Origin of the sequence: Stenotrophomonas sp. HMSC10F07 (assembly GCF_001807895.1) — a bacterium.
Taxonomy (GTDB): domain Bacteria; phylum Pseudomonadota; class Gammaproteobacteria; order Xanthomonadales; family Xanthomonadaceae; genus Stenotrophomonas; species Stenotrophomonas sepilia.
Map to the genome: position 1 here is coordinate 24,066 of NZ_KV791403.1, position 21,703 is coordinate 45,768.

At 64.7% G+C, this 21,703-nt stretch carries 22 protein-coding genes; 13 read left to right on the forward strand and 9 right to left on the reverse strand.

Going from position 1 to position 21,703, the window contains the following annotated elements:
* Nucleotides 1–902, forward strand: a 902-nt coding sequence (locus HMPREF3114_RS12105) for a phage portal protein (protein ID WP_256337643.1), incomplete at its 5' end; no start/stop codon positions are given.
* Between the two features lie 88 nt (nucleotides 903–990).
* Here HMPREF3114_RS12105 and HMPREF3114_RS20640 read toward each other — a convergent pair.
* The 3 genes from HMPREF3114_RS20640 to HMPREF3114_RS20645 form a co-directional block, all read right to left on the reverse strand.
* Nucleotides 991–1,791, reverse strand: coding sequence for an XVIPCD domain-containing protein (locus HMPREF3114_RS20640; protein WP_229765979.1), 801 nt, complete (start codon nucleotides 1,789–1,791; stop codon nucleotides 991–993).
* A 241-nt stretch (nucleotides 1,792–2,032) separates the two neighbouring features.
* Entirely contained in the window at nucleotides 2,033–2,437 is a 405-nt protein-coding gene (locus tag HMPREF3114_RS12115; RefSeq protein ID WP_053497004.1) for a hypothetical protein, read from the reverse strand.
* A 451-nt stretch (nucleotides 2,438–2,888) separates the two neighbouring features.
* Nucleotides 2,889–3,911, reverse strand: coding sequence for an SEL1-like repeat protein (locus tag HMPREF3114_RS20645; RefSeq protein ID WP_141750816.1), 1,023 nt, complete (start codon nucleotides 3,909–3,911; stop codon nucleotides 2,889–2,891).
* A 680-nt stretch (nucleotides 3,912–4,591) separates the two neighbouring features.
* Between HMPREF3114_RS20645 and HMPREF3114_RS12125 the strand changes: the two genes are divergently transcribed.
* Together HMPREF3114_RS12125 and HMPREF3114_RS12130 are read left to right on the forward strand one after the other, a co-directional pair.
* Nucleotides 4,592–5,233 carry a hypothetical protein gene (locus tag HMPREF3114_RS12125; protein ID WP_053497008.1) on the forward strand — a complete coding sequence of 214 codons (642 nt, stop codon included), beginning with the start codon at nucleotides 4,592–4,594 and terminating at the stop codon, nucleotides 5,231–5,233.
* 61 nt (nucleotides 5,234–5,294) lie between these two features.
* Complete coding sequence (locus HMPREF3114_RS12130) at nucleotides 5,295–7,070, forward strand: serine hydrolase domain-containing protein (RefSeq protein ID WP_229765980.1); 1,776 nt, start codon at nucleotides 5,295–5,297, stop codon at nucleotides 7,068–7,070.
* A gap of 18 nt (nucleotides 7,071–7,088) precedes the next feature.
* Here the strand turns inward: HMPREF3114_RS12130 and HMPREF3114_RS12135 are convergent, their stop codons facing one another.
* A complete protein-coding gene (locus tag HMPREF3114_RS12135; protein WP_019660763.1) occupies nucleotides 7,089–7,481 on the reverse strand; it encodes a DoxX family protein in 393 nt (130 codons plus the stop codon).
* Between the two features lie 118 nt (nucleotides 7,482–7,599).
* On the opposite strand from HMPREF3114_RS12135, the gene HMPREF3114_RS12140 reads away from it, so the two are divergent.
* Both HMPREF3114_RS12140 and HMPREF3114_RS12145 read left to right on the forward strand, forming a co-directional pair.
* On the forward strand, nucleotides 7,600–8,019 hold the full coding sequence (locus HMPREF3114_RS12140; protein WP_053497010.1) for an H-NS histone family protein: 420 nt from the start codon (nucleotides 7,600–7,602) through the stop codon (nucleotides 8,017–8,019).
* A gap of 49 nt (nucleotides 8,020–8,068) precedes the next feature.
* Entirely contained in the window at nucleotides 8,069–8,476 is a 408-nt protein-coding gene (locus tag HMPREF3114_RS12145; protein ID WP_053497011.1) for a hypothetical protein, read from the forward strand.
* Between the two features lie 22 nt (nucleotides 8,477–8,498).
* On the opposite strand, the gene HMPREF3114_RS12150 is transcribed toward HMPREF3114_RS12145, so the two are convergent.
* On the reverse strand, nucleotides 8,499–9,140 hold the full coding sequence (locus tag HMPREF3114_RS12150; RefSeq protein ID WP_053497013.1) for a glutathione S-transferase family protein: 642 nt from the start codon (nucleotides 9,138–9,140) through the stop codon (nucleotides 8,499–8,501).
* Between the two features lie 464 nt (nucleotides 9,141–9,604).
* Between HMPREF3114_RS12150 and HMPREF3114_RS12155 the strand changes: the two genes are divergently transcribed.
* Nucleotides 9,605–10,057 (forward strand): PA2169 family four-helix-bundle protein, encoded by a 453-nt coding sequence (locus tag HMPREF3114_RS12155; RefSeq protein ID WP_005419568.1) that lies wholly within the window; start codon nucleotides 9,605–9,607, stop codon nucleotides 10,055–10,057.
* Nucleotides 10,058–10,146: 89 nt separating this feature from the next.
* On the opposite strand, the gene HMPREF3114_RS12160 is transcribed toward HMPREF3114_RS12155, so the two are convergent.
* Nucleotides 10,147–13,497: an autotransporter domain-containing protein gene (locus tag HMPREF3114_RS12160; RefSeq protein ID WP_070489849.1), complete on the reverse strand. Its 3,351-nt coding sequence runs from the start codon at nucleotides 13,495–13,497 to the stop codon at nucleotides 10,147–10,149.
* A 174-nt stretch (nucleotides 13,498–13,671) separates the two neighbouring features.
* Between HMPREF3114_RS12160 and HMPREF3114_RS12165 the strand changes: the two genes are divergently transcribed.
* From HMPREF3114_RS12165 to HMPREF3114_RS12175, 3 genes are all read left to right on the forward strand, one after another.
* A complete protein-coding gene (locus HMPREF3114_RS12165) occupies nucleotides 13,672–14,190 on the forward strand; it encodes an SLOG cluster 4 domain-containing protein (protein ID WP_053497016.1) in 519 nt (172 codons plus the stop codon).
* Nucleotides 14,191–14,281: 91 nt separating this feature from the next.
* On the forward strand, nucleotides 14,282–14,482 hold the full coding sequence (locus tag HMPREF3114_RS12170) for a hypothetical protein (protein WP_005419561.1): 201 nt from the start codon (nucleotides 14,282–14,284) through the stop codon (nucleotides 14,480–14,482).
* A 104-nt stretch (nucleotides 14,483–14,586) separates the two neighbouring features.
* Nucleotides 14,587–14,937 carry a VOC family protein gene (locus HMPREF3114_RS12175; protein WP_053497018.1) on the forward strand — a complete coding sequence of 117 codons (351 nt, stop codon included), beginning with the start codon at nucleotides 14,587–14,589 and terminating at the stop codon, nucleotides 14,935–14,937.
* Nucleotides 14,938–15,062: 125 nt separating this feature from the next.
* On the opposite strand, the gene HMPREF3114_RS12180 is transcribed toward HMPREF3114_RS12175, so the two are convergent.
* Together HMPREF3114_RS12180 and HMPREF3114_RS12185 are read right to left on the reverse strand one after the other, a co-directional pair.
* Nucleotides 15,063–15,365, reverse strand: coding sequence for a KGG domain-containing protein (locus tag HMPREF3114_RS12180; RefSeq protein ID WP_005419559.1), 303 nt, complete (start codon nucleotides 15,363–15,365; stop codon nucleotides 15,063–15,065).
* A gap of 273 nt (nucleotides 15,366–15,638) precedes the next feature.
* Nucleotides 15,639–16,103, reverse strand: a complete 465-nt coding sequence (locus HMPREF3114_RS12185; protein ID WP_005419558.1) for a MarR family winged helix-turn-helix transcriptional regulator — start codon at nucleotides 16,101–16,103, stop codon at nucleotides 15,639–15,641.
* Between the two features lie 50 nt (nucleotides 16,104–16,153).
* Between HMPREF3114_RS12185 and HMPREF3114_RS12190 the strand changes: the two genes are divergently transcribed.
* The 3 genes from HMPREF3114_RS12190 (at nucleotide 16,154) to HMPREF3114_RS21565 (ending at nucleotide 20,796) form a co-directional block, all read left to right on the forward strand.
* Complete coding sequence (locus HMPREF3114_RS12190; protein ID WP_070489850.1) at nucleotides 16,154–17,065, forward strand: S41 family peptidase; 912 nt, start codon at nucleotides 16,154–16,156, stop codon at nucleotides 17,063–17,065.
* Between the two features lie 98 nt (nucleotides 17,066–17,163).
* On the forward strand, nucleotides 17,164–18,057 hold the full coding sequence (locus tag HMPREF3114_RS12195; protein WP_005419556.1) for an NAD-dependent epimerase/dehydratase family protein: 894 nt from the start codon (nucleotides 17,164–17,166) through the stop codon (nucleotides 18,055–18,057).
* A 207-nt stretch (nucleotides 18,058–18,264) separates the two neighbouring features.
* Nucleotides 18,265–20,796 carry a methyl-accepting chemotaxis protein gene (locus HMPREF3114_RS21565; protein ID WP_053497022.1) on the forward strand — a complete coding sequence of 844 codons (2,532 nt, stop codon included), beginning with the start codon at nucleotides 18,265–18,267 and terminating at the stop codon, nucleotides 20,794–20,796.
* Nucleotides 20,797–20,873: 77 nt separating this feature from the next.
* Here the strand turns inward: HMPREF3114_RS21565 and HMPREF3114_RS12205 are convergent, their stop codons facing one another.
* On the reverse strand, nucleotides 20,874–21,260 hold the full coding sequence (locus HMPREF3114_RS12205; protein ID WP_005419554.1) for a DUF2628 domain-containing protein: 387 nt from the start codon (nucleotides 21,258–21,260) through the stop codon (nucleotides 20,874–20,876).
* 212 nt (nucleotides 21,261–21,472) lie between these two features.
* Here HMPREF3114_RS12205 and HMPREF3114_RS21205 point away from each other — a divergent pair, with 212 nt between their 5' ends.
* Nucleotides 21,473–21,643: a hypothetical protein gene (locus tag HMPREF3114_RS21205; RefSeq protein ID WP_005419553.1), complete on the forward strand. Its 171-nt coding sequence runs from the start codon at nucleotides 21,473–21,475 to the stop codon at nucleotides 21,641–21,643.
* The last annotated feature ends 60 nt before the right edge of the window (nucleotides 21,644–21,703 follow it).

A 21,703-nucleotide genomic window follows, 5' to 3' on the forward strand; every position in this document is an offset into this window, starting at 1 on the left:
TCGAATGCTGGCGCAATGGCCGCTACTTCGAGCCACCGGTGGATCTGCAAGGGCTGTCGCGCGCAACGCGCTCCAACCCGTACCTGCACAGCGGCCTGACATTCAAACGCAACATGCTGGTGCGCACGTTCCAACCGCACCGGCTGCTGAGCCGTGAGGCGTTCTCGCAGCTGGCGCTGGACTACACCACCTTCGGCATGGGGTATGTCGAGTGTCGCCGCCCCATGTCAGGAACCGCGCACAGTCTGGCGGTGCCGCTGGCGCAGTACGTACGCCGTGGCGTGCAGCCCGGTGAGTTCTTCCCGGTGCGTGCCGCACGGGTAGAGCATGAGTTTCCCGCCGGTGAGGTGTTCCAGCTGCGAGAGGCAGATGCTGATCAGGAGATCTACGGCCTGCCGGAGTGGATGCCAGCCGTACAGGCCGCGCTGCTGAACGAGTCGGCCACGCTGTTCCGCCGGAAGTATTACAACAACGGTTCGCACGCCGGCTACACCCTCTACATGACCGACCCCCAACCCGAGGGCTTGGACGTGGACGCGTTGCGCGACGCGCTGCGGCAGTCGCGCGGGCCGGGCAATTTCAAGAACCTGTTCGTGCACTCGCCCAATGGGAAGAAGGACGGCTTGCAGGTGATCCCGGTCAGTGAGGTGGCGGTCCGAGATGAGTTCACCGGGATCAAGAGTGTGACCCGCGATGACATGTTGGCGGTGCTCCGGGTGCCACCGCAGCTTCTGGGTATCGTGCCGCAGAACAGTGGCGGGTTTGGGTCGATCCGCGACGCGGCGGGCGTGTGGGCGGCGATGGAACTGGCGCCGCTGCAGACGCGCATGGCAGCTATTAACGAGTGGCTGGGCCAGGACGTGATCCGCATCGAACCCTTCGAACTGGAGGCGACCGCATGATGATTCGAGAGCGTCCGAGCTGCAGCGTGGGCGCTCACTTGTGGGCCAAGGCGGTGGAATGAATGGCGCCGATAGCACAGTGACGGCTTTATCTCGAGAACGATGGCCCGTCTTGCGTATGCGCCTGCTGTGCCGGTTGTTGTTCAAGGCTCGCTGCTTGTGATTGGCTCAACGCATCAGCGCGATGGAGCGATTCCGCCTCCGGTGCGCGAAGCGCATCCATCGTATTCATATGGCCTCGACGATGGGCGGGATCGTCCATTGCTCCCTCGACTACGAAGACCCTCTCACCTCGAGCTAGGTTCTCTGTCGGGTTGTTCAAGACAACATGGTCAACCCGTGAAAGGCCCTGCTCTTTCGCCAGTACCAGCAAGCTTGCAGACATGCGCTGACTCGACTCGTCCCAGGGTTTCCCATGCTCTGCGTCCAGGCGTTCCACACCTGCCCTAATCTGCATGTAGAGAGAGCGGTCAGCATCGCCGAGTTCAGGGGCTGAGGAGGATGCTCGCTGCCGTGAGGGCGAGTCGTCGGTGTCCGAACCGACTCTTTCCGCAACCGCAATGCGCTCGGCGTCAAATTCTGGATCTGGCCTACGCCGCCGTTGCGTGGGTGCTATTTCCCGGTCGTAGTAGTCGCCATAGTAGAGTTCGTATTTCGCATGAGGACCAACAGACGGCGCCTCTGTCTTGAACACCTCAGCGATCTGCCCAAGTGCTTGGTTACGGTTGATCCGTCCGGCTTGGAGTTCCGCCGCAATGGTTCCGTATTGTTGTGGACGATTACCTGTGCCGGAAACGCCAATATCTGGACCGCCAGCTGCAACGATCTCACGCTGGACCTGGACATTGCTGAGAGTCGCGGCGGCTTCTCCTCGCAGCTCGCTGTTCACATAGGCTTGCTTGGAAGTTCGATTTTCGGGTTCGGTGAAGAGATGGTGCCCAACTTCGTGAGCAAGAGAACTTGCGATCCTTGAGCCTTGCCCAATCGCATTCTCGTCAATAACGATCTTGACGCCGGGTATAAGATAAGTGCCTTCACCGGCTGCCCCATTGGGGGCCTCCCTCCTGCGGCTGTGGCAGTCCAGATTCTTCAGTACACTCCATGCTCCGGCACCTTCGCAATAACAGGGATCAGCGCTGACTGATCGATATGTAGGTCAGCGTCACGTTATCGGAATCGAGTCCGAGCACGACCTTTGCATCGTTCACCTGCGCAGACCAGTAAGGGCGAGAGCCAGGCGCGTCAGGCCGAGGTGGATGTTTGGTCGAGTTTTCCCAGATGATTTCCTCGAGCGCAATGCTTGGTGGTGCGATCTCAAAGATCAGGTTCGCGAGCGCAGGATCGTCAGCAGCACTTCTCAGCCTGATGTTCCGGACCTCAAGGTCGCCCAACATTCCGTGTTCTGCGATCCGTTCGTCCATCACGTCCTGGCGTGTCGGCTCTCCCAGATGCGTGTGGAGCTGTTCATTTAACGCGTCGACATCATCAAAACGTACACTGGACAGGCGCTCGATGTCGTTCTTGAATCGCTCCATACCAATTTCACTCCCTGATCTGAGGGACTGTCTTTGATTAGATTTATGCGATGGGGTTGGTGAGGCACCGCTCGAACACGCTGACAGTATCAACGCTGAAACGGCTATTGAGAGGCAGCGATACGCTGCAAGCCGGAGGTGACTCCGATCTCCGCGCCTTGATGAAGTAGCGCATTTGTCGAGCCATGCATCCATGAAGGTACCTCTCGCGCCAGGAACACTGTCCCGAATCTAGCACAACGTCTTGTGATGCACGGGTCGGAACCCCCGCCTGACAGCGATTTTGGGAGATTTCGCGCAGTGTTGGATTATTCGTTTAGTTGGAAGGGGCGAGCTGTGGGTGGGCAAGAGGAAGCAATTGCGACAACCAGGGAGGTTGCAATCAACCATTTCTTCGAAATCATTGCTTTCATCGTGCGCCATGTTGGGTGAGTAGGAAACTTCTGTTGGGTTACAAGCAGCAGGATCTGTATATGTCCTCAGACATCTCGTTGGATCGCTCTATCTGGTTGGGCTGCAACAGTTTGGAGAGTCTCGCAATGGATGCCGCCGATTGGCTGTTGGGGTGCGCGCGCTGATATGCGAGCCAGTATGCAAGGCTCTTTTCAGGGGATTTTTCGGCAATGATCCCTCGGTCATGGATTTCAGCAAGGGCTTCAATCGAGTCGACGCTTCCCTGTGATACCGACTCATTTAGATAATCAATCGCATCCCTTCGATAATTGGTTATCCGTTCCGGATCCTTGAGCGCTTCCGTCAAGTTTCCAATGATGGCTTTCGGGTCTTTGGCGAAAATCAGTCTCGCTTCGACCGACCCTTGGGCGGCAGCAAGAGAGAGCCAATTCTCATCTCCGAGTTCCGTTCGCCCTATCTGCCCTTGGCAATGGTCAATCTCCTGGTCGATTTTCCTTGAGTACTGCTTCCCCAGGCCCACTGATGCGTAGGCCTTGTACTCATCGGCATCACCTGAGTTAAGCGCCCGCTTGCAACTGGCAATGCGGTTATGGATCTCATGGCTTGACTGGGCATCGCCCGCCCTTGCAGCCGCGATGCGCCTGTCAATGTATTCCGAGGCGTCGCCTTCGTAGTGAGGTGTTTCGATCTTGAGCAGAAATGCCTTGCCACCCAGAGCCACTGTTGATTCGATGGATTGGTGTGGCGAACGCAAGGATTGATGAATGCTTGATTCAGATGCGATATCCGTTGACGAAGTGCTTTTTTCACTGAGAGGAACCTCATCTCCTTTGCTTCCTGTGACATCGGATGGTCTGCAGGCCAACCAGGAAATGGTTGCGACTACGCCGATGACGAACATTCCATATATGAGAATTCTACTGATCTTCACCTGATTCCTTTTCCCTTGTCGTCGCGGAGCTTTGCGATGGACTGACCTCGGGCCGTGGTGATAGCTGATTTCGGCGCTGATCCCCTGCCTCTCGATTCCCGGGATTTCATATTGCGGGGTGATATTCACTGTCAACCAGAAATTCGTTGCAGCGGGCTACGCTTTGCACTTGCGTGTTCTCAGTCACGCATCGGTGGACGTAAAGCGACAAATACCCTTCCTCGGAAGGCGAGCGCATGAGTGGCAAAATGGCCATTCCGTGCCGCGGTAGCAATTGGCTTGTTCTCTCGCTAGACGGCGGCCGCCGCAGCTGCGATCTCATCGCGAAGGTTGCGCCCTCCCTCCTGGTGCGGCCGCGACGCGATCGCGTTGACCGTTGGCCTTGGTGTATCTGTAGCGGAACCTGAGCCCACCGCCGGCGAGCTTCCGCACATCCGGGCAGCCCGCACCATGCGACGCTGGATCCGAGGCCCGTTGGCCGATCGGCAAGGTGGCCAGTCGGTTCTCTCCGAGCATTCCCTTCATTGCGCCCATTGGCGACCGCTCGGCGACCTTTTGTCAGCGGAAGGAGGTGCACAAAGATGAGCGAAGATGGTTGCGGGGCCTGGGAATCAGCCGCGTGGTTTGCGGCCGGAAGGTCTGTGGAGGCGCGTGGAAGCGCTGTAGAGGTCCCATAATCCGTCGATTCCAGATTCGAATCGTGATGGGCCCCCACGCGACCTCGCACGACCTGTTGCAGATCTCATTGCCCCCGCCCCCCGCGCGACCTGCAGCGTCGGTACCATCTGATCCGCACACAGGGATCGACCATGCCCAACACCGATACGCCGGTGGAAGACTTCACCACCGAAATCGAAGACAGCCGGCACCTGTTCGCCTGGTGCCTGGTCCACCATGGCCAGGTGCCCGAGGCGCAGGCGCTCGAACAGGCACGGAAGCGCTATCCCGACCAGAGCCCCGGCCGCGAATACGAACACGCGCTGATCTTCCACGACGAGCCCTGGCACTGGGCGATGCTGCACATGAAGGGCGAAGGGTATTGGCAGCAGCACCCGGAACTGGCGGAGCCGTCGCTGGACTACGAAGCCGAATCGGACGCACTGTGCCTGGCCCGCGGTGAGCAGGTGCCACTGCTGGATGAGGACGAGTACCTGGGCGCGCTCGCGCATGCACGCCACATGCGTGCATGGACGCTGGTCCATCAGGCGGGTCGTTCGCCGGATCAAGCGCGCCAGGAGGCGCTTGGTCACTACGTGTATCATCCGCGCCATCATCGCAGACGACTTCAGGTTCACGATCCGCGTGACGGCTGGTGCCATGTGATGAGCGCATTGCATGGCAACGACTACTGGGCGCGACCAGAGCTGCGGGAACCGCCACAGGCCTATTGGAGTGAGTCCCGCGCCTTTGTTTCGGCGCAGGGAATCCGCTTGCCGGACCCTCCGGGCTGAGGCCTGCTCAGCCAGCGAAGGCGCAGCTCCATCGATCACCGCACTCTGTGCCGAATGACACATGCCCTGCCATTTCTGCTGGCGGGAAGATGGCGGCATCCTGAAGTGGAGTGATCTGATGCCTGTTACGCTCAGTCGTCGCACCTTCCTGGTCAATGCCGCAGCTGTTCCGGCGGCCACGCTCATTCCCACCGGTGTTGCCACCCCGGCGCGGCCAAGCGTCACCACCGCGAGCCTGATCGACGCGGAACGCAGCGTGATCCGCTCGGCCATGGACGGCAGCGGCATCGGTGCCGCTGCCGTCTGCCTGGTCGAAGGCGGGCAGGTGCGCTGGACTGAAGGCTTCGGTCACGTATCAGGCCAGGGCAGCGTGCCCGTAGACGCCAGCACGATGTTCAGCATCCAGTCCACCTCGAAGAACTTCGCGGCGGTGGCGGTGCTGTTGGCCGTGCAGGACGGCATCCTTGATCTGGACGCGCCCATTACCCGCTATCTGCCGTCGTTCACGGTGCGCAGCCGCTTCGAGCATGCTCCACAGGAGCGCATCAGCCTGCGCCTGCTGCTTGCCAATCGCGCGGGATTCACGCACGAGGCGCCCCTGGGCAACAACTACGAACCGGCGTCGCCGGGCTTTGATGCGCACGTCCGCAGCATCTCGCAGACATGGCTGCGCTTTCCGGTGGGTACGCGCTATCGCTACTCCAACCTGGGCTTCGACCTTGCCGGTCATGTCCTTGAGCAGGTTGCGGGCATCAGCTATCCGGCCTGGCTGCAGCGCCGGATCTTCGAGCCGCTGGGAATGCACGACAGTACGGCCGATGCGTCGGTCTACCTGGCAAGCAAGGTGCGGGCACTGGGAACCCAGGAAGGCCATACGCAGGTACCGCCGGTGACGCCGCTGGTGGTGTCGGGAGGCGTGTGGACCAGTGCCGCCGACATGGCGAAGTATCTTGGCTTCCTGCTCGGTGGCGGCCGATCCGGTGCGCAGCAACTGCTTGAGCCCCGTCTCTGGGACGAGATGCATGGTTTCGGCCTGGGCGGCGACTACGGGCTCGGTGTCATGCGCAGCGAACGCCTCTACGGCAGTACACCGGTGCGGCTGCTGCACCACCGCGGCGGGGGCTTCGGATTCGGGTGCGTGTTCACCTACTGCAGGCAGGCAAACGCTGGATTTGCCGCGATGTTCAATCGCGCGACGTCTGCGGGGTACGGCATCGGCGAGCGTCTGCTCGATCAGCTGTTGTCGGCGCGTTTCGGGCCCCGTCAGCCGCGTGTGCCCCTATCAAGCCTGGCGCCGATCAGGTTGAACCAGGACCAGATGCAGCAGATGGCGGGAAGCTGGATCGGGCGCAGCGGCAAGGCGAAGATCGGGGTTGCCGGAAACGGGGAGCTGCAACTGCATCGAGGGGCGCACGCCGAGGGTACCCGCTTTGCGGCCATCGACGGCGATCAACTTTTCACTGTGGACACCGATGGAGAGGTTGCGACGTACCGTTACCATGCGGCGACGGACATGCTGCCGGCGTACCTGGAATGCAGCAACGGCGAGGATGGCCTGGACCAGAACGATCCCATCGATGGGCCCACCGGGCCGCAGGCGCCCCATTGGCAACCCTGGCTGGGACGCTATCGCGTTGACCAATGGGGCAAACCATCGATGTTCGTTGTGCTGGAGCAACGACACGGCTGGCTGTACATCGATGGCATCCGCCTGGTTGCTGAGGTGGAGCCAGGATTGTTGTTCACCAGCGATGGCGAAGCGGTGGATTTTCGCGGCTCCCAGCCGACATGGCGCAACCTGCGCCTGCGGCGCGTCGCGCCCATGGGCCAGGGGTGATGGCGGCATGCCGCGCGCTCATCCGCGCCGCCCACGCCCATCGATGCTGTAACGTCCCGCCCCGGTGCACGCCAGCAGCAGGAAGCCGCCGGCGAGGCCCAGGTTCTTCAGGAACATGATCTGCTGGGTCTGATCGGCGAAGTTGTGGTGGAAGATGAAAGCGGTGACCAGGCTGAAGCCTGCGAGCACGACCGCCACCAGCCGGGTCTGGAAGCCGAGCAGGATGCACAGGCCGCTGCCGATTTCGAAGGCGATGGTCGGCCAGAGCAGGATGCCGGGAACTCCCATTGCCTCCATGTAGCCCTGGGTACCACTGAGATCGCCGAGCTTGCCCAGCCCGGAGACCAGGAACAGGGCCATCAGCAGGATGCGTGCAAGCAGGTAGGCGAGCGAATGCGATGAAGTGCTCACGTCGAGGTCCTCGGAGATGGCCGACGCAGGCGATCGGAGCCCACCGGCGGTGAAGCCCGTGTCTACGCGCCGGGCAGGGCGCCTTGACAGCTGCCGCGCTGCAGTAGACCTTTCCCGCATGACGATCGATATTGAATCGCTCAGCCTTCGCGAGCTGGGTGCCCTGGTGGTTGCCGCTGAACGGCGGAAACAGCTGATTTCCAGCCGCCGTCCGGCCAGTGCGGTGCGGCGGATGCTGAAGGCCGCCGCCGCCGAAGCCGGCTACACCCTTGAAGAACTCTTTGGCGGCCAAGCCTCGGAAACACCTGCGCCGGCCCGAAAAGCCGTCCGCCGTAAATCCGGCAAAGTCGCGCCCAAGTATCGCGACCCGGAATACAAGCGCCTGACCTGGACCGGTCGCGGGCGCATGCCGCGCTGGTTGGCGTCCAAGGTGTCGATGGGCCACAAGGTCACCGATTTCCTGATTCCTGGCTTGGCCAGGCCGACCGCTGGCAAGACCAGCACCATCGGCAAGCGGACCGTCATCAAGAAGGGATGACGCTGCAGCACTGCTACCCTGCCCGGGTCTTTCAACCAAGGAGCACGGGATGGCACACGAGAGTGGCATGACGATCACGCCGAAAGTCCTGCACGCCGCCGCAGTGGCGGGCATGTTGGTCAGCCTGCTGGCCTGGGCGGTGGAATGGAGCGGGATGGCCTATGTCTGCCCGTACTGCCGCGTGCAGCGCACGGTCATCGGCGTGCTCGGCCTGCTGACGCTGTTCGCGCGCCCGGGGAGCCTCATCGTGCCCTGGTTGTCGTACACCGCGGGTGGCTTCGCGTTCGTGGTGGCAGCGATGCAGCACTTCAACGGTTGGAAACGCATTTCCGCAGGCGACTTCAGTTTCAATGAGCAGTGGTACATCGACCCGTGGCTGCTGTCAGGCTGCGCGATGCTGATCCTGGTGGCGCAGCTGATGCTGGTGCAGGCCGCCTGCCGGCGGAAGTTACGCTGAAGACCCCGCGCGGGGCGCAGCGCTAGGCGTTCTGGAACACCGCCAACTGCGCGGCGAAGGCGCGCTGGTAGGCGGGCCGCTGCGTCGCGCGGGCCACATAGGCGGCCACCGTCGGATACTCGTCGAGCAGCCCGCTGCTCTTCAGGCGCAGCAGCACCGAGACCATCATCAGGTCGCCCACGCTGAAATCGCCGTCCAGCCACGGCGCCTTGGCCAGCCATGTCGACAGTTGCGCCAGTCGCGCCCGAACCCGCTCATCCAGCATCGGCAGCCGCTGTGCGTACCACGGCTGCTCGCGCTCCAGCACCCAGGCCATGGAGCGCTCAACGATGGGGGGTTCCACCGTGTTCAGCGCAGCGAACATCCACATGATCGCGCGCATGCGGGCGTCCGGATCGCGCGGCAGCAGGCCGGGGTGCTGTTCGGCCAGATGCAGGACGATGGCGCCGGATTCGAACAGGGTCCGGTCGCCCTCCTGCCAGGTCGGAATCTGCCCGAACGGATTGCGTGCCAGGTGTACGGGCTGCTTCATCTCGGTGAAGGTGAGCAGTTGTACGTCATAGGCTACCGACAGTTCCTCCAGTGCCCAGCGCACGCACATGTCACGGGCCAGGCCCTGGCCGCGGTCGGGGGAGGTGGCGAAGGCGGTGAGGATGGGAGGCATGGGGTCCGCAATCAAGGAGGGCTTTGATGATCTGACGAGCGAGTGTGCCGGAAATCGACATGGGTGCCGGTGCTCTGCACGTCGCCTGCACGTGTCCTGCACGCACGCACCGTCGCCGATCCATCAGTCTGCCGGGGTCATCCGCAGAGACAGGTAGCAGGCATGAATACTCCCGGAAAACCGAAACCCAGTTGGCGCCAGAGCAACGTGCTGATGGGAGCGCTCGCCGCAGTCCTGGTGATCGTGCTGATCATCCTTTTCGTACCTTGGTGAGCCTGCCCGGGCTCGCTCGATGTGATCCACGCGCCACTGTGGCGTGAAGCAGTCAGTGCGGGTTGGGTGACGTGATGTGCGTATCAATCGCTGCTCACCCGGGAACCACACAAGCATGTCCACAGTGGATACGCAGGCAGCGCAGTCGAAGCTGCTTTTCTCCCCTGAAACGAAGATACAGGAGCAACGCCATGAGCACCCAGTCCACCATCGAACATCGCCTCAACGACCTGATCGAGATCGCTCGTGACGGCAAGTCGTTCTATGAAGAAGCGGCGACCAAGGTGAAGGATGCCGAGCTGTCGGCCTTGTTCACCCGCATCGCCGGCGTCAAGGGCCGCATCGTCGCGGCGCTGAGTGGTTCGGTGGCTGCCAGCGGCGGCAAGCCGGCCGAGCATGGCACCGTGGTGGGTTCGATGCAGCAGTTCTACGGCAAGGTGCGTGCAGCCTTCGGTGACACCAACTATGGCTATGTGGCCGAGCTGGAAGAGTCGGAGGACCGCCTGCTGGGCGCGTTCAAGGACGTGCTGAAGGACAACGAGCTGCCGCCGGCGGTACGCCAGGAAGTCACCCAGCTGTTGCCGGAAGTGCAGGAGTGCCACAACGTCATGCGTGCGCGCAAACACGCGATGAAGGCGGCCTGACGGTTGAAGGCCACCTTTCCCGGTGTGTTGTCGAAAAAAGGGGCGGCCATCAGGCCGCCCCAACGCTTCAAGGGCACACTGCTTCGGAATCAGAAACGCACTGACCAGCGTGCGTTCGCACCGTGGTCGCGGCTTTCGCTGCCAAACTGGCCGCTGTAGCCCAGTTCCAGCTGCTGGCGCTCGGTCAGCCACGCCGACAGGCCCAGTTCGGCCACCACCGCGTTGTCGGCGATCGGCGCGCCGTTGACCGCAAACGTCGTGCTTCCGTTGGCGAAGGCCAGGTTGGCGACCTGGCTGCGATCACCGGAAGCGCGGCGATAGCCGACGCCACCGCGCAGGTGCAGCCAGCTCTCCTGCTGGAACGAAGCCTTCAGTCCCTTGTCGAAGCGCAGGCCGGCAGTGGCAATCGTGGTTCCGGTATCGTCCACCTTGCCCTGCAGTGCCGCTGCTCCACCGCGTTCGTTGACGCGCTTGAGGTCCACTTCGACACGTGCGACCTGCAGGTAGGGCTCCAGCCCGGCTTCCGGGCCACCGAAGCGGTAGCCGGCTTCGATGAAGGCCTGCCGGGTGCGGGCGTCGTAGCGTGCGCTCAGGCTGTCGCTGAAGCCTGCGAAGGCGACATCACGCGTACTCTTCACCTCGTGCTTGCTCCACGCCACACCACCGCGCAGGCCGAAACCGCCCCAGTTGTGGCTGGCGTAGGCACCGAAGTGGGTGTTGTCGATCTTCGACTTGGCGCGACGCGCCTGCTGCTTCACGTCGGTGCGGCCCGTGCCGGCCAACACGCCGACCTGCCAGCCGGAGAACTCGCGGTCGATGCCGACCAGCAGGCCGTTGCTGTTGGCTTCGGTGCGGGCAGTGTTGACGTCACCGTCCAGCTTGCTGTTGCCACCGATGGCCTGCACCCATGCACCCGTCGCGTCACCCACGTCGCTACCGGGTGCGGCGGCGCCGGCACGGCGTGACAACGCGGCATCGCGCACGTAGCGGCTGCCCTCGATCAGGGCGATGGCCGTGGCCGGATGCAGCTCGCCGCTGAGGCCGTCGAGCACGCCTCCGACCTGCTGCGGGAACAGTTGCGTCAGTGGTTTGGGCAGACCCTGGGCGATCGGCAGCAGGTCGGCGGCCGCTGCCACTGCACGCTGGTTGGGCGTGTTGGCAGCCGTGGTCAGTGAAGCGCCACGGGCGACGTCGATGCGCGTGCCGTTGGTACCGTAGGCCAGGCTGAACTGCAGGAACGGGGAGAACGCGCTGAAGTCGGTCTTGGCGAACTGGCCGTTGACGCCTCCGTCGGCACGCAGGAAGTTGAACTGCTCGCCGAGGTAGTACACGCCCGGCTCCGGCAGCGCGACCAGCGTGCCGCCAAGGGTGGCGGTGCCGGTCACGTGCAACTGGTCACTGCGGCCACCCGGGGCCAGCTCGGCGGCATAGACGCCAGTGGCGCTCTGCACGTAGTTGCCGTTGATGGTCAGCGTGCCGATCGAGTTGCCCGGCGCGATGATGCCGTCCACGCGGGTATTGCCGAGCGTGCCGACGCCCTTCAGCAGGCCATTGGCGCCGACCGTGGTGGTGCCGCCGGTCTGCGTGCCGTTGAAGGACACCACGCCGCCGTTGATCACCAGGTTGCTGTTGTTCAGCACGCCGCTGGCGCTGACCGTGCTCACGCCACCGGTAGTGGTCAGTGCGGTGGAGACCAGGCTGCCGTTGAGCAGCAACTGGCCACCCTGTACTTCGACTGCCGAGGTGAGGGTGTTGGTGCCGTTCAATTCCAGCGTACCGTCCTGCAGTACCGCGCCGTTGAAGCTGTTGTTGCCGCTCAGGCGCAGCCAGCCGATACCGGATTTGGTCAGCTTGCCAGGGCCACCGATGTCGTTGGTCCAGTTGTCCCAGGCATCGCCTTCCCAGACTTTCAGGCCGCCGGCTTTCTGGTTCATCACCACGTTGGTGTCCACGCGCAGCGAGCCATAGCCTTCGATGGCCTTCTTCAGATCCACCATGCCCCAGCCGTAGATCGGATCGATGCCCGCTGCACCCAGGTCGCGTGCGGTGGTCAGCAGCACGTCGCGGACCTGGGCGTTGTCCAGATAGGGGAAGCGCTCCATCAGCAGGCCGAGCGCGCCGGTGATGTGCGGCGCCGCCATCGATGTGCCCGTCTTGGTGCCATAGACATACTGGGTGTTCTCGCTGTCGATGATCAGCCGCACGTAGGCGGAGGTGTTTTCGATGCGGCCCTGGATATCCCCGGAAACGATGGTGCTGACGATGTCGGTGCCGGGTGCCGAGATGCACCAGTTGGCGGCAACGCCACAGATGCTGGAACTTCCATCGATCACGTAGTCCGTTTCGCCCGCAGCGGCGTTGGGCCGGCGGACGTTGGCCACGGCCAGCCAGTACGGTTCCAGTTCGGGCTTCCAGCGCGGCATCGCGGCCGTGATTCCGGCGACGGCGCCGCTGCCGTTGCCAGCCGACCAGACCTGGATGAGGGTGGAGCCCGGTGTATCGCCATTGCTGGCGTAGATGCTGCCGTACACGCCGTAGTCGGCACCGATGTTGGCGTACTGCTGGTCCAGCGCGGCGGCGGTCATGTTGCGCGTGGAGATGCCCCAGCTGTGGTTGATGGCACGCACGCCCTGCGCCTGGATCTGTGCATACATGTCCAGCGTGGCGGCGTCATCCGGATCGGTGCGGTACACCGCGCGCGGGCGATAGTAGTTGTCCGGATCCAGGCGCCACTCATAGTAGGTGTCGCCGAACACGCGGGCGGCGGTGAGATCCGCACCAAAGGCCACGCCATGCATGCCGGTGCCATTGCGGTTTGCGCCGATGGTGCCAAGCACATGCGTTCCGTGGTCGGCGTAGCTGAAGCCATAGGGCTGGCCGGCCGCGATCAGGCGTGCCGCGAGTGCGGCCGGAACGCCGGCACCGAGGCCATAGTAGTTGTAGCCGGGCTGTTCGCCGCGGGTCTGCCCGCAGGCACCGGTCCCCGCGACCACACCCGGCGTCGCGCAGTCGGCACCGATGGTGATGCTGGAGGTATTGCGTCCTGCAAACTCCGGATGCGCCAGTGCGGACCCCGAGTCGAACAGCGCCAGGCGCACACCCTTGCCGGTCAGGCCGCGTGCATAGGCGTAGTCCGCGCCCATCGCACCCAGGCCCCAATCGGCGTTGAACTCATCGCTGCGCCAGCTGGCCGGATCGCCCGGCTTGCCAAGAACGGCGGTGCTGCTGGCGGCAGGTGCAGCGGCCGTCGCTGCGGGTGCAGCGTTGGCAGCAGGCTGTGCCCATGCAGCCTGCATCTGGCGCTGCTGCTGCCAGGCCTCGAGTGATTCGCTGGCCATGGCCGGCAGTGCAGCGGCCAGCAGCAGCGAGCTGGCGACGGCAAGCGCCAGCGGGCGGTGCGACAGGGAGCGGGACGAACGGCCGTACAGCGGGTGATTCATCGGACAACTTCCTTGGTTGACGGACATCAAGGCCGTTAACGCAAAGGCATGGCGATATCCCCCAGTAATGTGAAGGGATTTTTATGAACGTGTTAATGTTTTGTGATCGGTGCACGACGTGGCTCCGCCGGGCCGGGCACCGCGACCTTTCTTTCCGAGGCCTTGGAGCCGTCCATGCGTAACGCATTGCGTAAACCACAGTTGGCGATACTGGGTAGTGCCGATCCTGGCAGCGACGCGTTCGAGCGCGCAGCTGAAGCAGGGCGTTTCCTGGCCGTGCAGGGCATCACGCTGGTCAGCGGCTGTGGCAGTGCCGCTACGCGGATAGCTGCCGAGCAGGCAGTAGCCGCCGGTGGCCAAGTGCTCAGCGTGATCCCGGAAAGCAGCATGCCGCCGGCCGATTGGCCGGCCACGGTGGTGGTGCCCTGTGGCATGGGCGATGCGCGCAACCTGATCATGGCCCTGGCCGGTGATGCCTGCATCGTGATCGGCGGGCGCGCCGGCACGATCTCGGAGGTTTGCCTGGCCTGGCTGCACAAGCGGCCGCTGCTGCCGCTGGTGGGGGCCGGTGGCTGGTCCGATGCGCTGCCGGACAACCCGCCGGACGAGCGCGGCAATTCGCCGATCCTGCCGTGGCGCAACATTGATGAGCTGGCCGGACAGCTGCGTGTGCTGGGGTTGCTGCACCGCTGAGTCGAGCGGCATCGGCCTTCACCCAGCGTCCCGTGTGCAGCGCTAAGGTGGCCCGGCCTGGGCTCACCAGGCTTATCAAGGAGCGATGTCGATGCGTACTTTCAGGAAAGTGATCGCCGGTGTTGTGTTCGCGTTGGCCTGCAGCGGCTCGGTGGCCGTGGCCGGACCGGTCCAGCCCTGCGATCTGCCCTGCTGGAAGGCTTACCAGGCATGTGTGTCCGGTGGTGGTGATGCCATGGAATGCCAGTACGAATACGATCGATGTGTCATGGAGCGCTGCGGCGCGGTGTAAGCCCAGCCATGCTCGGCTGAAGACGGGCCTCGTCCGTGACGAGGCTCTTCTGTTCGTGCGCAAGGTCGGGCAGTCTCGACACGTTCTTCCTGGTGGAGTGGAACATGGCCGTCAAGCGTGTCGTCGCCAACATCGCCACGCCCGATCCCTCACGTGCCGCTGCGTTCTATGGCGAGCTGCTCGGCATGCCGGTGGTGATGGACCATGGCTGGATCGTCACCCATGGCGGGCAGAGCAGTGCGGTGGCGCAGGTCAGCTTCGCCAGTGAAGGAGGCTCGGGCACGCCGGTGCCGGACCTGTCGATCGAAGTGGACAATCTGCAGGACGTGCTGCAGCGCATGCGCGCGGCCGGCATCGCGCTGGAATATGGCCCGGCCGACGAACCCTGGGGCGTGCGGCGCTTCTTCGTCCGCGATCCGTTCGGTCGGCTGTTGAACATCCTCGCCCACGCCTGAGCGGTGGATGGTGCCTCAGCCACGCCTGGCGGTGCGCGCGGGACGATGACCGTCTACGGCGTGCTGGCCCTGCTCGCGGCATTCGGGCTGCTCCGGCAGCCCAGGCGCGCCTGGACACGCCGCGGTCAGCCCTGCTGGCGTTGTGGACCGTCCCTCGTTGGCGTCGCTTCGGCCGCTTGCCGCTGCTGCCGTGCATTGGCGTGGCGAGCGTGCCCGCCTTCGCGGCCGATCGCTGCCATGTGCTGGCGGTTGCGGCTGATCGCCTCGCCGCCCTTGCGGCCGGCCACGCGTGCCTCGGCCGGGCTGAACTCATGTGCATTGCCGGACGCATGCGCGGCGCGTCCTCCCTTTGCGGCGATCGCGCGCTGCTTGTCCTGGTCCATCGAGGCGAAGCCACGATGGGAAGTGCCGTGGTGCTGGCCGGCCATGGGAAGGCTCCCGTTGCATGGAAGGGAAGCTCATCCTTGCCGGTGCCCGGCTAACGGAGTGTCCGCACCGGTGCGGCTGCCTTCACGCCGCACCGTACTGCTTTTCACGGCGCAGGTACGCTGCTGCGCGCGCCGCCCTGCGTGGCTAGGACGAACTGCACCCTTCACCTGGGCCGGACAGCCGGCCGCGCAGTGCGCACGCTGGAGCTGCGCCTGGGCAACGGCGGCTGGACCTTCCTCAGCGAAATCGAAATGGCCGCAGAGCAGAAGGCTTCAGGGCCGGCGGGCGTCCTGCAGGCGCTGCGCGAAGGGCCGCTGCGCGAGCGCTGCAAGGGCGTCGCGCAGTACCTGCTCCAGCGGCTGCCCCAGATCGGCATCGAGGCTGCGCGCCGCTACGGCAGTGGCCTGCCATTGCGCCTGCAGCGCAGGCATCGCGCGCTGTGCGCGGGGGCTCAACTGCAGGATGCGTTCACGTCCGTCGTCGCCGCTGGACGCGTGCAGCCAACCATCGCGCACCATCGCCGCCGCGGTCTGGCTGAGCGCCGAATGGCTGAGCCCGCAGGCCGATGCCAGGTCCTTGATCCGGCAGGGGCCCTGCGCCATCAGCGTGCGCAGCACCGGCGTGTAGCGGGGCCGGTAGTCCAGTTGCAGGTCCCGGTAGGCCTGCTCGACCGCCGGGTCCAGCTGGTCGAGCAGGGCGCGCAGCAACGTGCCGAGCGTGGCGTGTTGGAGATCCATGACCAGGATGATATATAAGGGCTTATATATCTTCAACGCGGAGGTGGTTGATGGCCGTGTCCTGGATGCTCGCTGCGTTGCTGGCAGCGGCCTGCCCGGCGCAGGACGGAGTGCTGCGCGCGGCGGCCACCGCCGTGCAGGCGCAGTACCTTGACGAGGCGGCCGGCGCCCGTATCGCCGATGCCCTGCGCACCTGGTCGGTGCAGCAGCGCTATGCGGACAGCTGTTCGGATCCGGTTGCGTTCAGCGCACGCCTGAACCAGGACCTGGACATGTTCGATGGCCACTTCCACGTTGAACGCGTGGACGCAGCGGCCGGCCAGGACGATTGGTTGATGGCCTGGCGCGCCGATGCCCGCCGCAATGGTGCCGGCGTGCGCGAGGTGCGGGTGATGGAGGGCAACATTGGCTACCTGCGCCTGAGTACCTTCTATCCGCTGGATCTGGCGCGCCCGAAGTTCGCTGCGGCCCTTTCCCTGCTGGCCGACACCGATGGCCTGGTGCTGGATCTGCGCCAGAACGGGGGCGGCGACGATGCAAGTGCCGACCTGCTGGTACGCACGCTGCTGGACGCGAAGATCGACGCGGTGCAGCAGCTGGACCAGCGCGGCCGGCGCACGCCGGTACCGCTGCCGCCTGCCAGCCTGCCTGCGTACCTGAAACCGCTGGTGGTGCTGATCGACCGCCGCACCGGTTCGGCGGCCGAGTTCGTCGCCTATTCGCTGCAGGCACTGGGCCGCGCGCGGATTGTCGGCACGCGCAGTGGCGGTGCCGCGCATATGTTTGGTGATCCTGTGCTGCTGCCCGATGGCTATCAGATCAGTATTCCCGACCGGCAACCCATCAATCTGCGTACCGGTGGAAACTGGGAACGTACTGGCGTGAGGCCCGATGTGGCCGGCGGCGACGATCCGCTGTTCATCGCGCGGCAACTGCTGGCGCCTGCGAAGTCGTCAAGATGAACGCACGATTGCATGGTTGTCCTATCGCGGATGCGCGATTGCATGCCTAGAATCGAAGCATCCCGGTAGTTCCCGGGCGCTTCGAGTGAATGGACTCAATGAAGATTCTGTTGACCGGCAGTTCCGGCCGCATCGGGCGCGCGATCTTCGGTGCGTTGGCGGCCGCCCACGAAGTGGTGGGGCTGGACCGCAGTCCGTTTGCCACCACGCGCATCATCGCCGATGTCAGCGATCGGCAGGCCGTCGCGCGCGCGGTGCAGGGCATGGATGCGGTCATCCATACCGCGGCCCTGCATGCCCCGCATGTCGGCCTGGTGCCGGATGCGGTGTTCCAGCAGATCAACGTGGAGGCCACCGCACACCTGCTGCAGGCTGCACGCGAAGCAGGAGCACGGCGCTTCGTGCTGACCAGCACCACTGCGTTGTATGGCCATGCCGTGGTGGCCGGTGGCTGCCGTTGGATCGACGAAGACACCGAGCCGCTGCCGCGCACGATCTACCACCGAACCAAGCTGCAGGCAGAGACCCTGGCCGAAGCCGCCGCCACGCCGGGCTTCAGCGTTCGCGTGCTGCGCATGGGCCGGTGTTTCCCGGAACCGCCCGAACGGATGGCGATGTTCCGCCTGCATCGCGGCATCGACGCCCGCGATGTGGCCAGCGCACATGCTGCACTGCTGCTCGACGAAGGCGCCCCGTTCGCGCGCTACCTCGCCTGTGCGCCGACGCCGTTCCGGCGCGAGGACTGCCTGGAGCTGGCCACGCACCCGCGCAGCGTGCTGGCCCGTCGCGCGCCGCAGCTGCTGGCCGAGTTCGAACGCCGTGGTTGGCCGCTGCCATTGAGCATCGACCGTGTCTACGACAGTGCCCGCCTGCGCAGCGAGCTGGGCTGGCAACCGTGCTTCGGGCCGGACGACGTGCTGCAGCAGTATGCCGTCGGCAGCATCGAGGTACTGCCGCGGGCACAGTGGATCAAGGACCGCGTGGCCGAGTGAGGGCATCGCGGGGGGCGCTGAGCCGAGCCTGAGCGGATTCAGGAATGTGCAGGCCGCCCGCCTCAACCTCGCTGGCGGGCGGCCGCTAACCCAGTGCGCTTCCAGCGCCGGGCGCGCCCCGGCGGCCGGTGGCCTGCGCGACGGATCGCGCGCCTGCGCGGTGCCCTCGTGGTGCCGGTCGTCCTGAACTGCCTTGCGGACCCTCCCATGCCTTCTTCCCGCTCTGCCACTGCCCAACGCCCAGGCAGCATCGCCCACAAGTTGATGCTGGGCACCGCCGTGATCGCGCTGCTGTGCTTCGGCCTGACCGCGTTCCTGATCTACCGACAGGCCAGCGCCAGTCTGATCAGCGCCTCGCGCCAGACCATGACCAGCGAGGCCAACGCCGAGGCGCGCCAGGTGGCGGCTGATCTGGGCACCGCTTTCGCCAGCAATGACGCCATGGTCGAGGCCGTGCTGGCCCAGCGTGCCCGTGGTGACATACCCGACCGCGCCAGCCTGGCGGCGGTGCTCGGCGAACAGCTGCGTGCTCATCCTCAATGGCTGGGCAAGAGCACCATGTGGGAGGCCGACGCCTTCGACGGCAAGGATGCGGAGTTCGTCAATACCGAAGCACACGATGCCACCGGCCGCTACATGAGCTATTGGGCCTGGCACGACGGCAAACCGCAGCAGTCGGTGATGACCGACTACACCGAGACTGCCAGCGGTTCCGGTGACTGGTACATGGTGCCCAGCCGCGACAAGTTGCCCAAGGTCAGCGAACCCTATGCCTATGACATCGCCGGGCAGCAGGTGTTGATGAGCACGTTGAGCACGCCGATCATCGAGAACGACAGGTTCCTCGGTGTATTCACCGTCGACTTCTCGCTGGCAGCGCTGCAGAAGCACCTGGCAACGCTGAAGCCGATGGGGGCTGGCCGCGTCGAACTGCTGTCGCCGAAGGGCGTGGTGCTGGCCTCGGCCAATGCCGCCGAGATCGGCAAGCCGCGCAACGATGCCCTGACCCGCACCATGCTGGCCGACATCGCCGCCGACCGTCCGTTCGAGGCCTTCAGCCCCGATGCGGCCGGCAATGTACGCGTGTATGTGCCGCTGCGCGTGGGCGACGCCCCGCAACGCTTCGCGCTGGGCGTGGTGATGCCGCATGCGGTGATCGTGTCTGAGGCACGCCAGCTGCTGTGGCTGACCCTGCTGGTCGGCGTGATCGCCGCGCTGACCCTCAGCGCCGGTGTCTACGTGCTGCTGCGCCGCTTGGCGATCCGCCCGTTGGCCGAAGCGGTGCGCGTGGCCGGTGATGTCGCCGCCGGCAAGCTGGACAGCACGCTGCCGGCGCGCAGCAACGACGAAGTGGGGCGCCTGCTGGACGCGATGCAGGGCATGCGTGGGCAGTTGCAGTCGGTGATGGCTGCGCAGGCCGAAATGGCGCGCCGCCACGATGCCGGTGAACTCAGCTATCGCATGGATGCTGCGGCTTTCCCGGGCGAGTACGGCCGCATGGTGGCCGACAGCAACCAGCTGGTGGCCTCCAGCAATGCGGTCACCCAGCGCCTGGTTGAAGTGATGCAGCGCTATGCCGTTGGCGACCTCAGCGTGGACATGGAAGCGCTGCCGGGCGAGAAGGCGGTGTTCACCGCTGCGATGGCCACCACCAAGCGCAACCTGGCCGCGATCAACGAGCAGATCCAGCAGCTTGCCGCTGCGGCCGCCGCCGGTGACTTCGCCGTGCGCGGTGATGCACTGCGCTTCGACCACGATTTCCGCCGCATGGTGGAGACCCTCAACACCATGATGGAAGTCAGCGACCACAACCTGGCGGCGCTGTCGAAGCTGCTGCGCGCGATCGCCGCCGGTGACCTCAGTGCCCGCATGCAGGGCGACTTCCACGGCGTGTTTGCGGTGATGCGCGACGATGCCAACAGCACCGTGCAGCAGCTGACCCAGATCGTCGGCCAGATCCAGCAGTCGGCGGCCAGCATCCGCCTGGCCGCCGGTGAGATCGCCGCCGGCAACAGCGACCTGTCGCGCCGCACCGAACAGCAGGCCGCCAACCTGGAAGAAACCGCCGCGTCGATGGAAGAACTGACCTCCACCGTGCGCCAGAATGCCGACCATGCGCTGCAGGCAAACACGCTGGCCGGTTCCGCAGCGGGCGTGGCCAGCGAAGGCGGCCAGGTGGTCAGCCAGGTGGTGCACACCATGGAGCAGATCGAGGCGTCTTCGCAGCGTATCGCCGAGATCATCTCGGTGATCGATGGCATCGCGTTCCAGACCAACATCCTGGCGCTGAACGCGGCAGTGGAAGCTGCGCGCGCCGGTGAACAGGGCCGTGGCTTCGCAGTGGTGGCCAGTGAAGTGCGGGCGCTGGCGCAGCGCTCGGCGGGTGCTGCAAAGGAGATCAAGGAGCTGATCGACGCCTCGGTGGCCCAGGTCGGTGCCGGTGCGCAGCTGGTGCACGGTGCGGGGCGCACCATGCAGGACATCGTCGGCCAGGTCGGCCGGGTCAACGAAATCATGGCCGAGATCTCGGCCGCGTCGCGCGAACAGTCGGCCGGCATCGAGCAGGTCAACCAGACCGTGGTGCAGATGGACGAAACCACTCAGCAGAACGCCGCCCTGGTGGAGGAAGCCAGTGCCGCCGCCCGTGCGATGGAGGAGCAGGCCGAGCAGCTGGCGGTGGCGGTGTCGCGCTTCCGCCTGCAGGCCGAGCCCGAGGGCATGGCCCGCCGCGCGGCCTGATGCCGGAAACGAAGACGCCCGGCGGGTGCCGGGCGTCGGTTGCATCCTTGCCGCGCATCCTGCGCAGGTCTGATGGCTCAGAACATTCCTTCAAACGGGTTCCAGCTGGCGCGTCCTTCCACCTTCTCCAGGTAGTAGCTGTAGTTGGTGCTGGAGGCGACCAGCAGGTTCATGGCGATGAACAGCATGCGCCCGACGACATCCGGCAGGAACATGGTGACGATGGCCAGCGCGATGTTGATGCCGATCACCACCAGTGCCTTGCGCCACATGCCGAGAATCAGCAGGTAGATGGCACCGAAGAACAACGCGAAGAAGTTCAGGTTGATCTTCAGGCGGTCACCAAAGGACAGTGCCTTCCAGGCCTGCTTGAAGCCGGGGTTCTTGGGGGCGCCGTGCTGGCGGAAGAAGTTGAAGCGGAACTGCCACTTCGGGCTGAACTGGGACAGGTCGGTGGTATTCATTGGGAAACATCCCTGTGAGAAAACGTTTTCATGATAGGACAAGTCCTATTCAGGATCCAAGCGCTAGCGTCAAGAATGTGACGCCTGCCTTGTTCGCGCCTGCGGCCAAGCGCCGCGCCGTCACCCGCCCGCCTTGTTTTTAGGATAGGGTGCGCAGTTCCGCTGCCGCACCGGCTGAACCCGTGCGGCGGCGGGATGTCCATGGGGGTTGCATGACCACACCTGCTACACCGGAAAACGCACCGGGACCGGTGCTCCTGCCGACACCTGAAGTGGTGCAGGCACAACAACTGCTCGCACGCCAGCAACTGGCGGTGGCGATGGACCGTGCGCGCACGGCCGCCACGCGGGATGCGGCACCGGCCGCGCTGGAAAGCGAGTAACCCGCAACACCGTCGATCGCGCTGGCATGTCGCCAGCGCGATCACGGCGCGTGCCGCCGG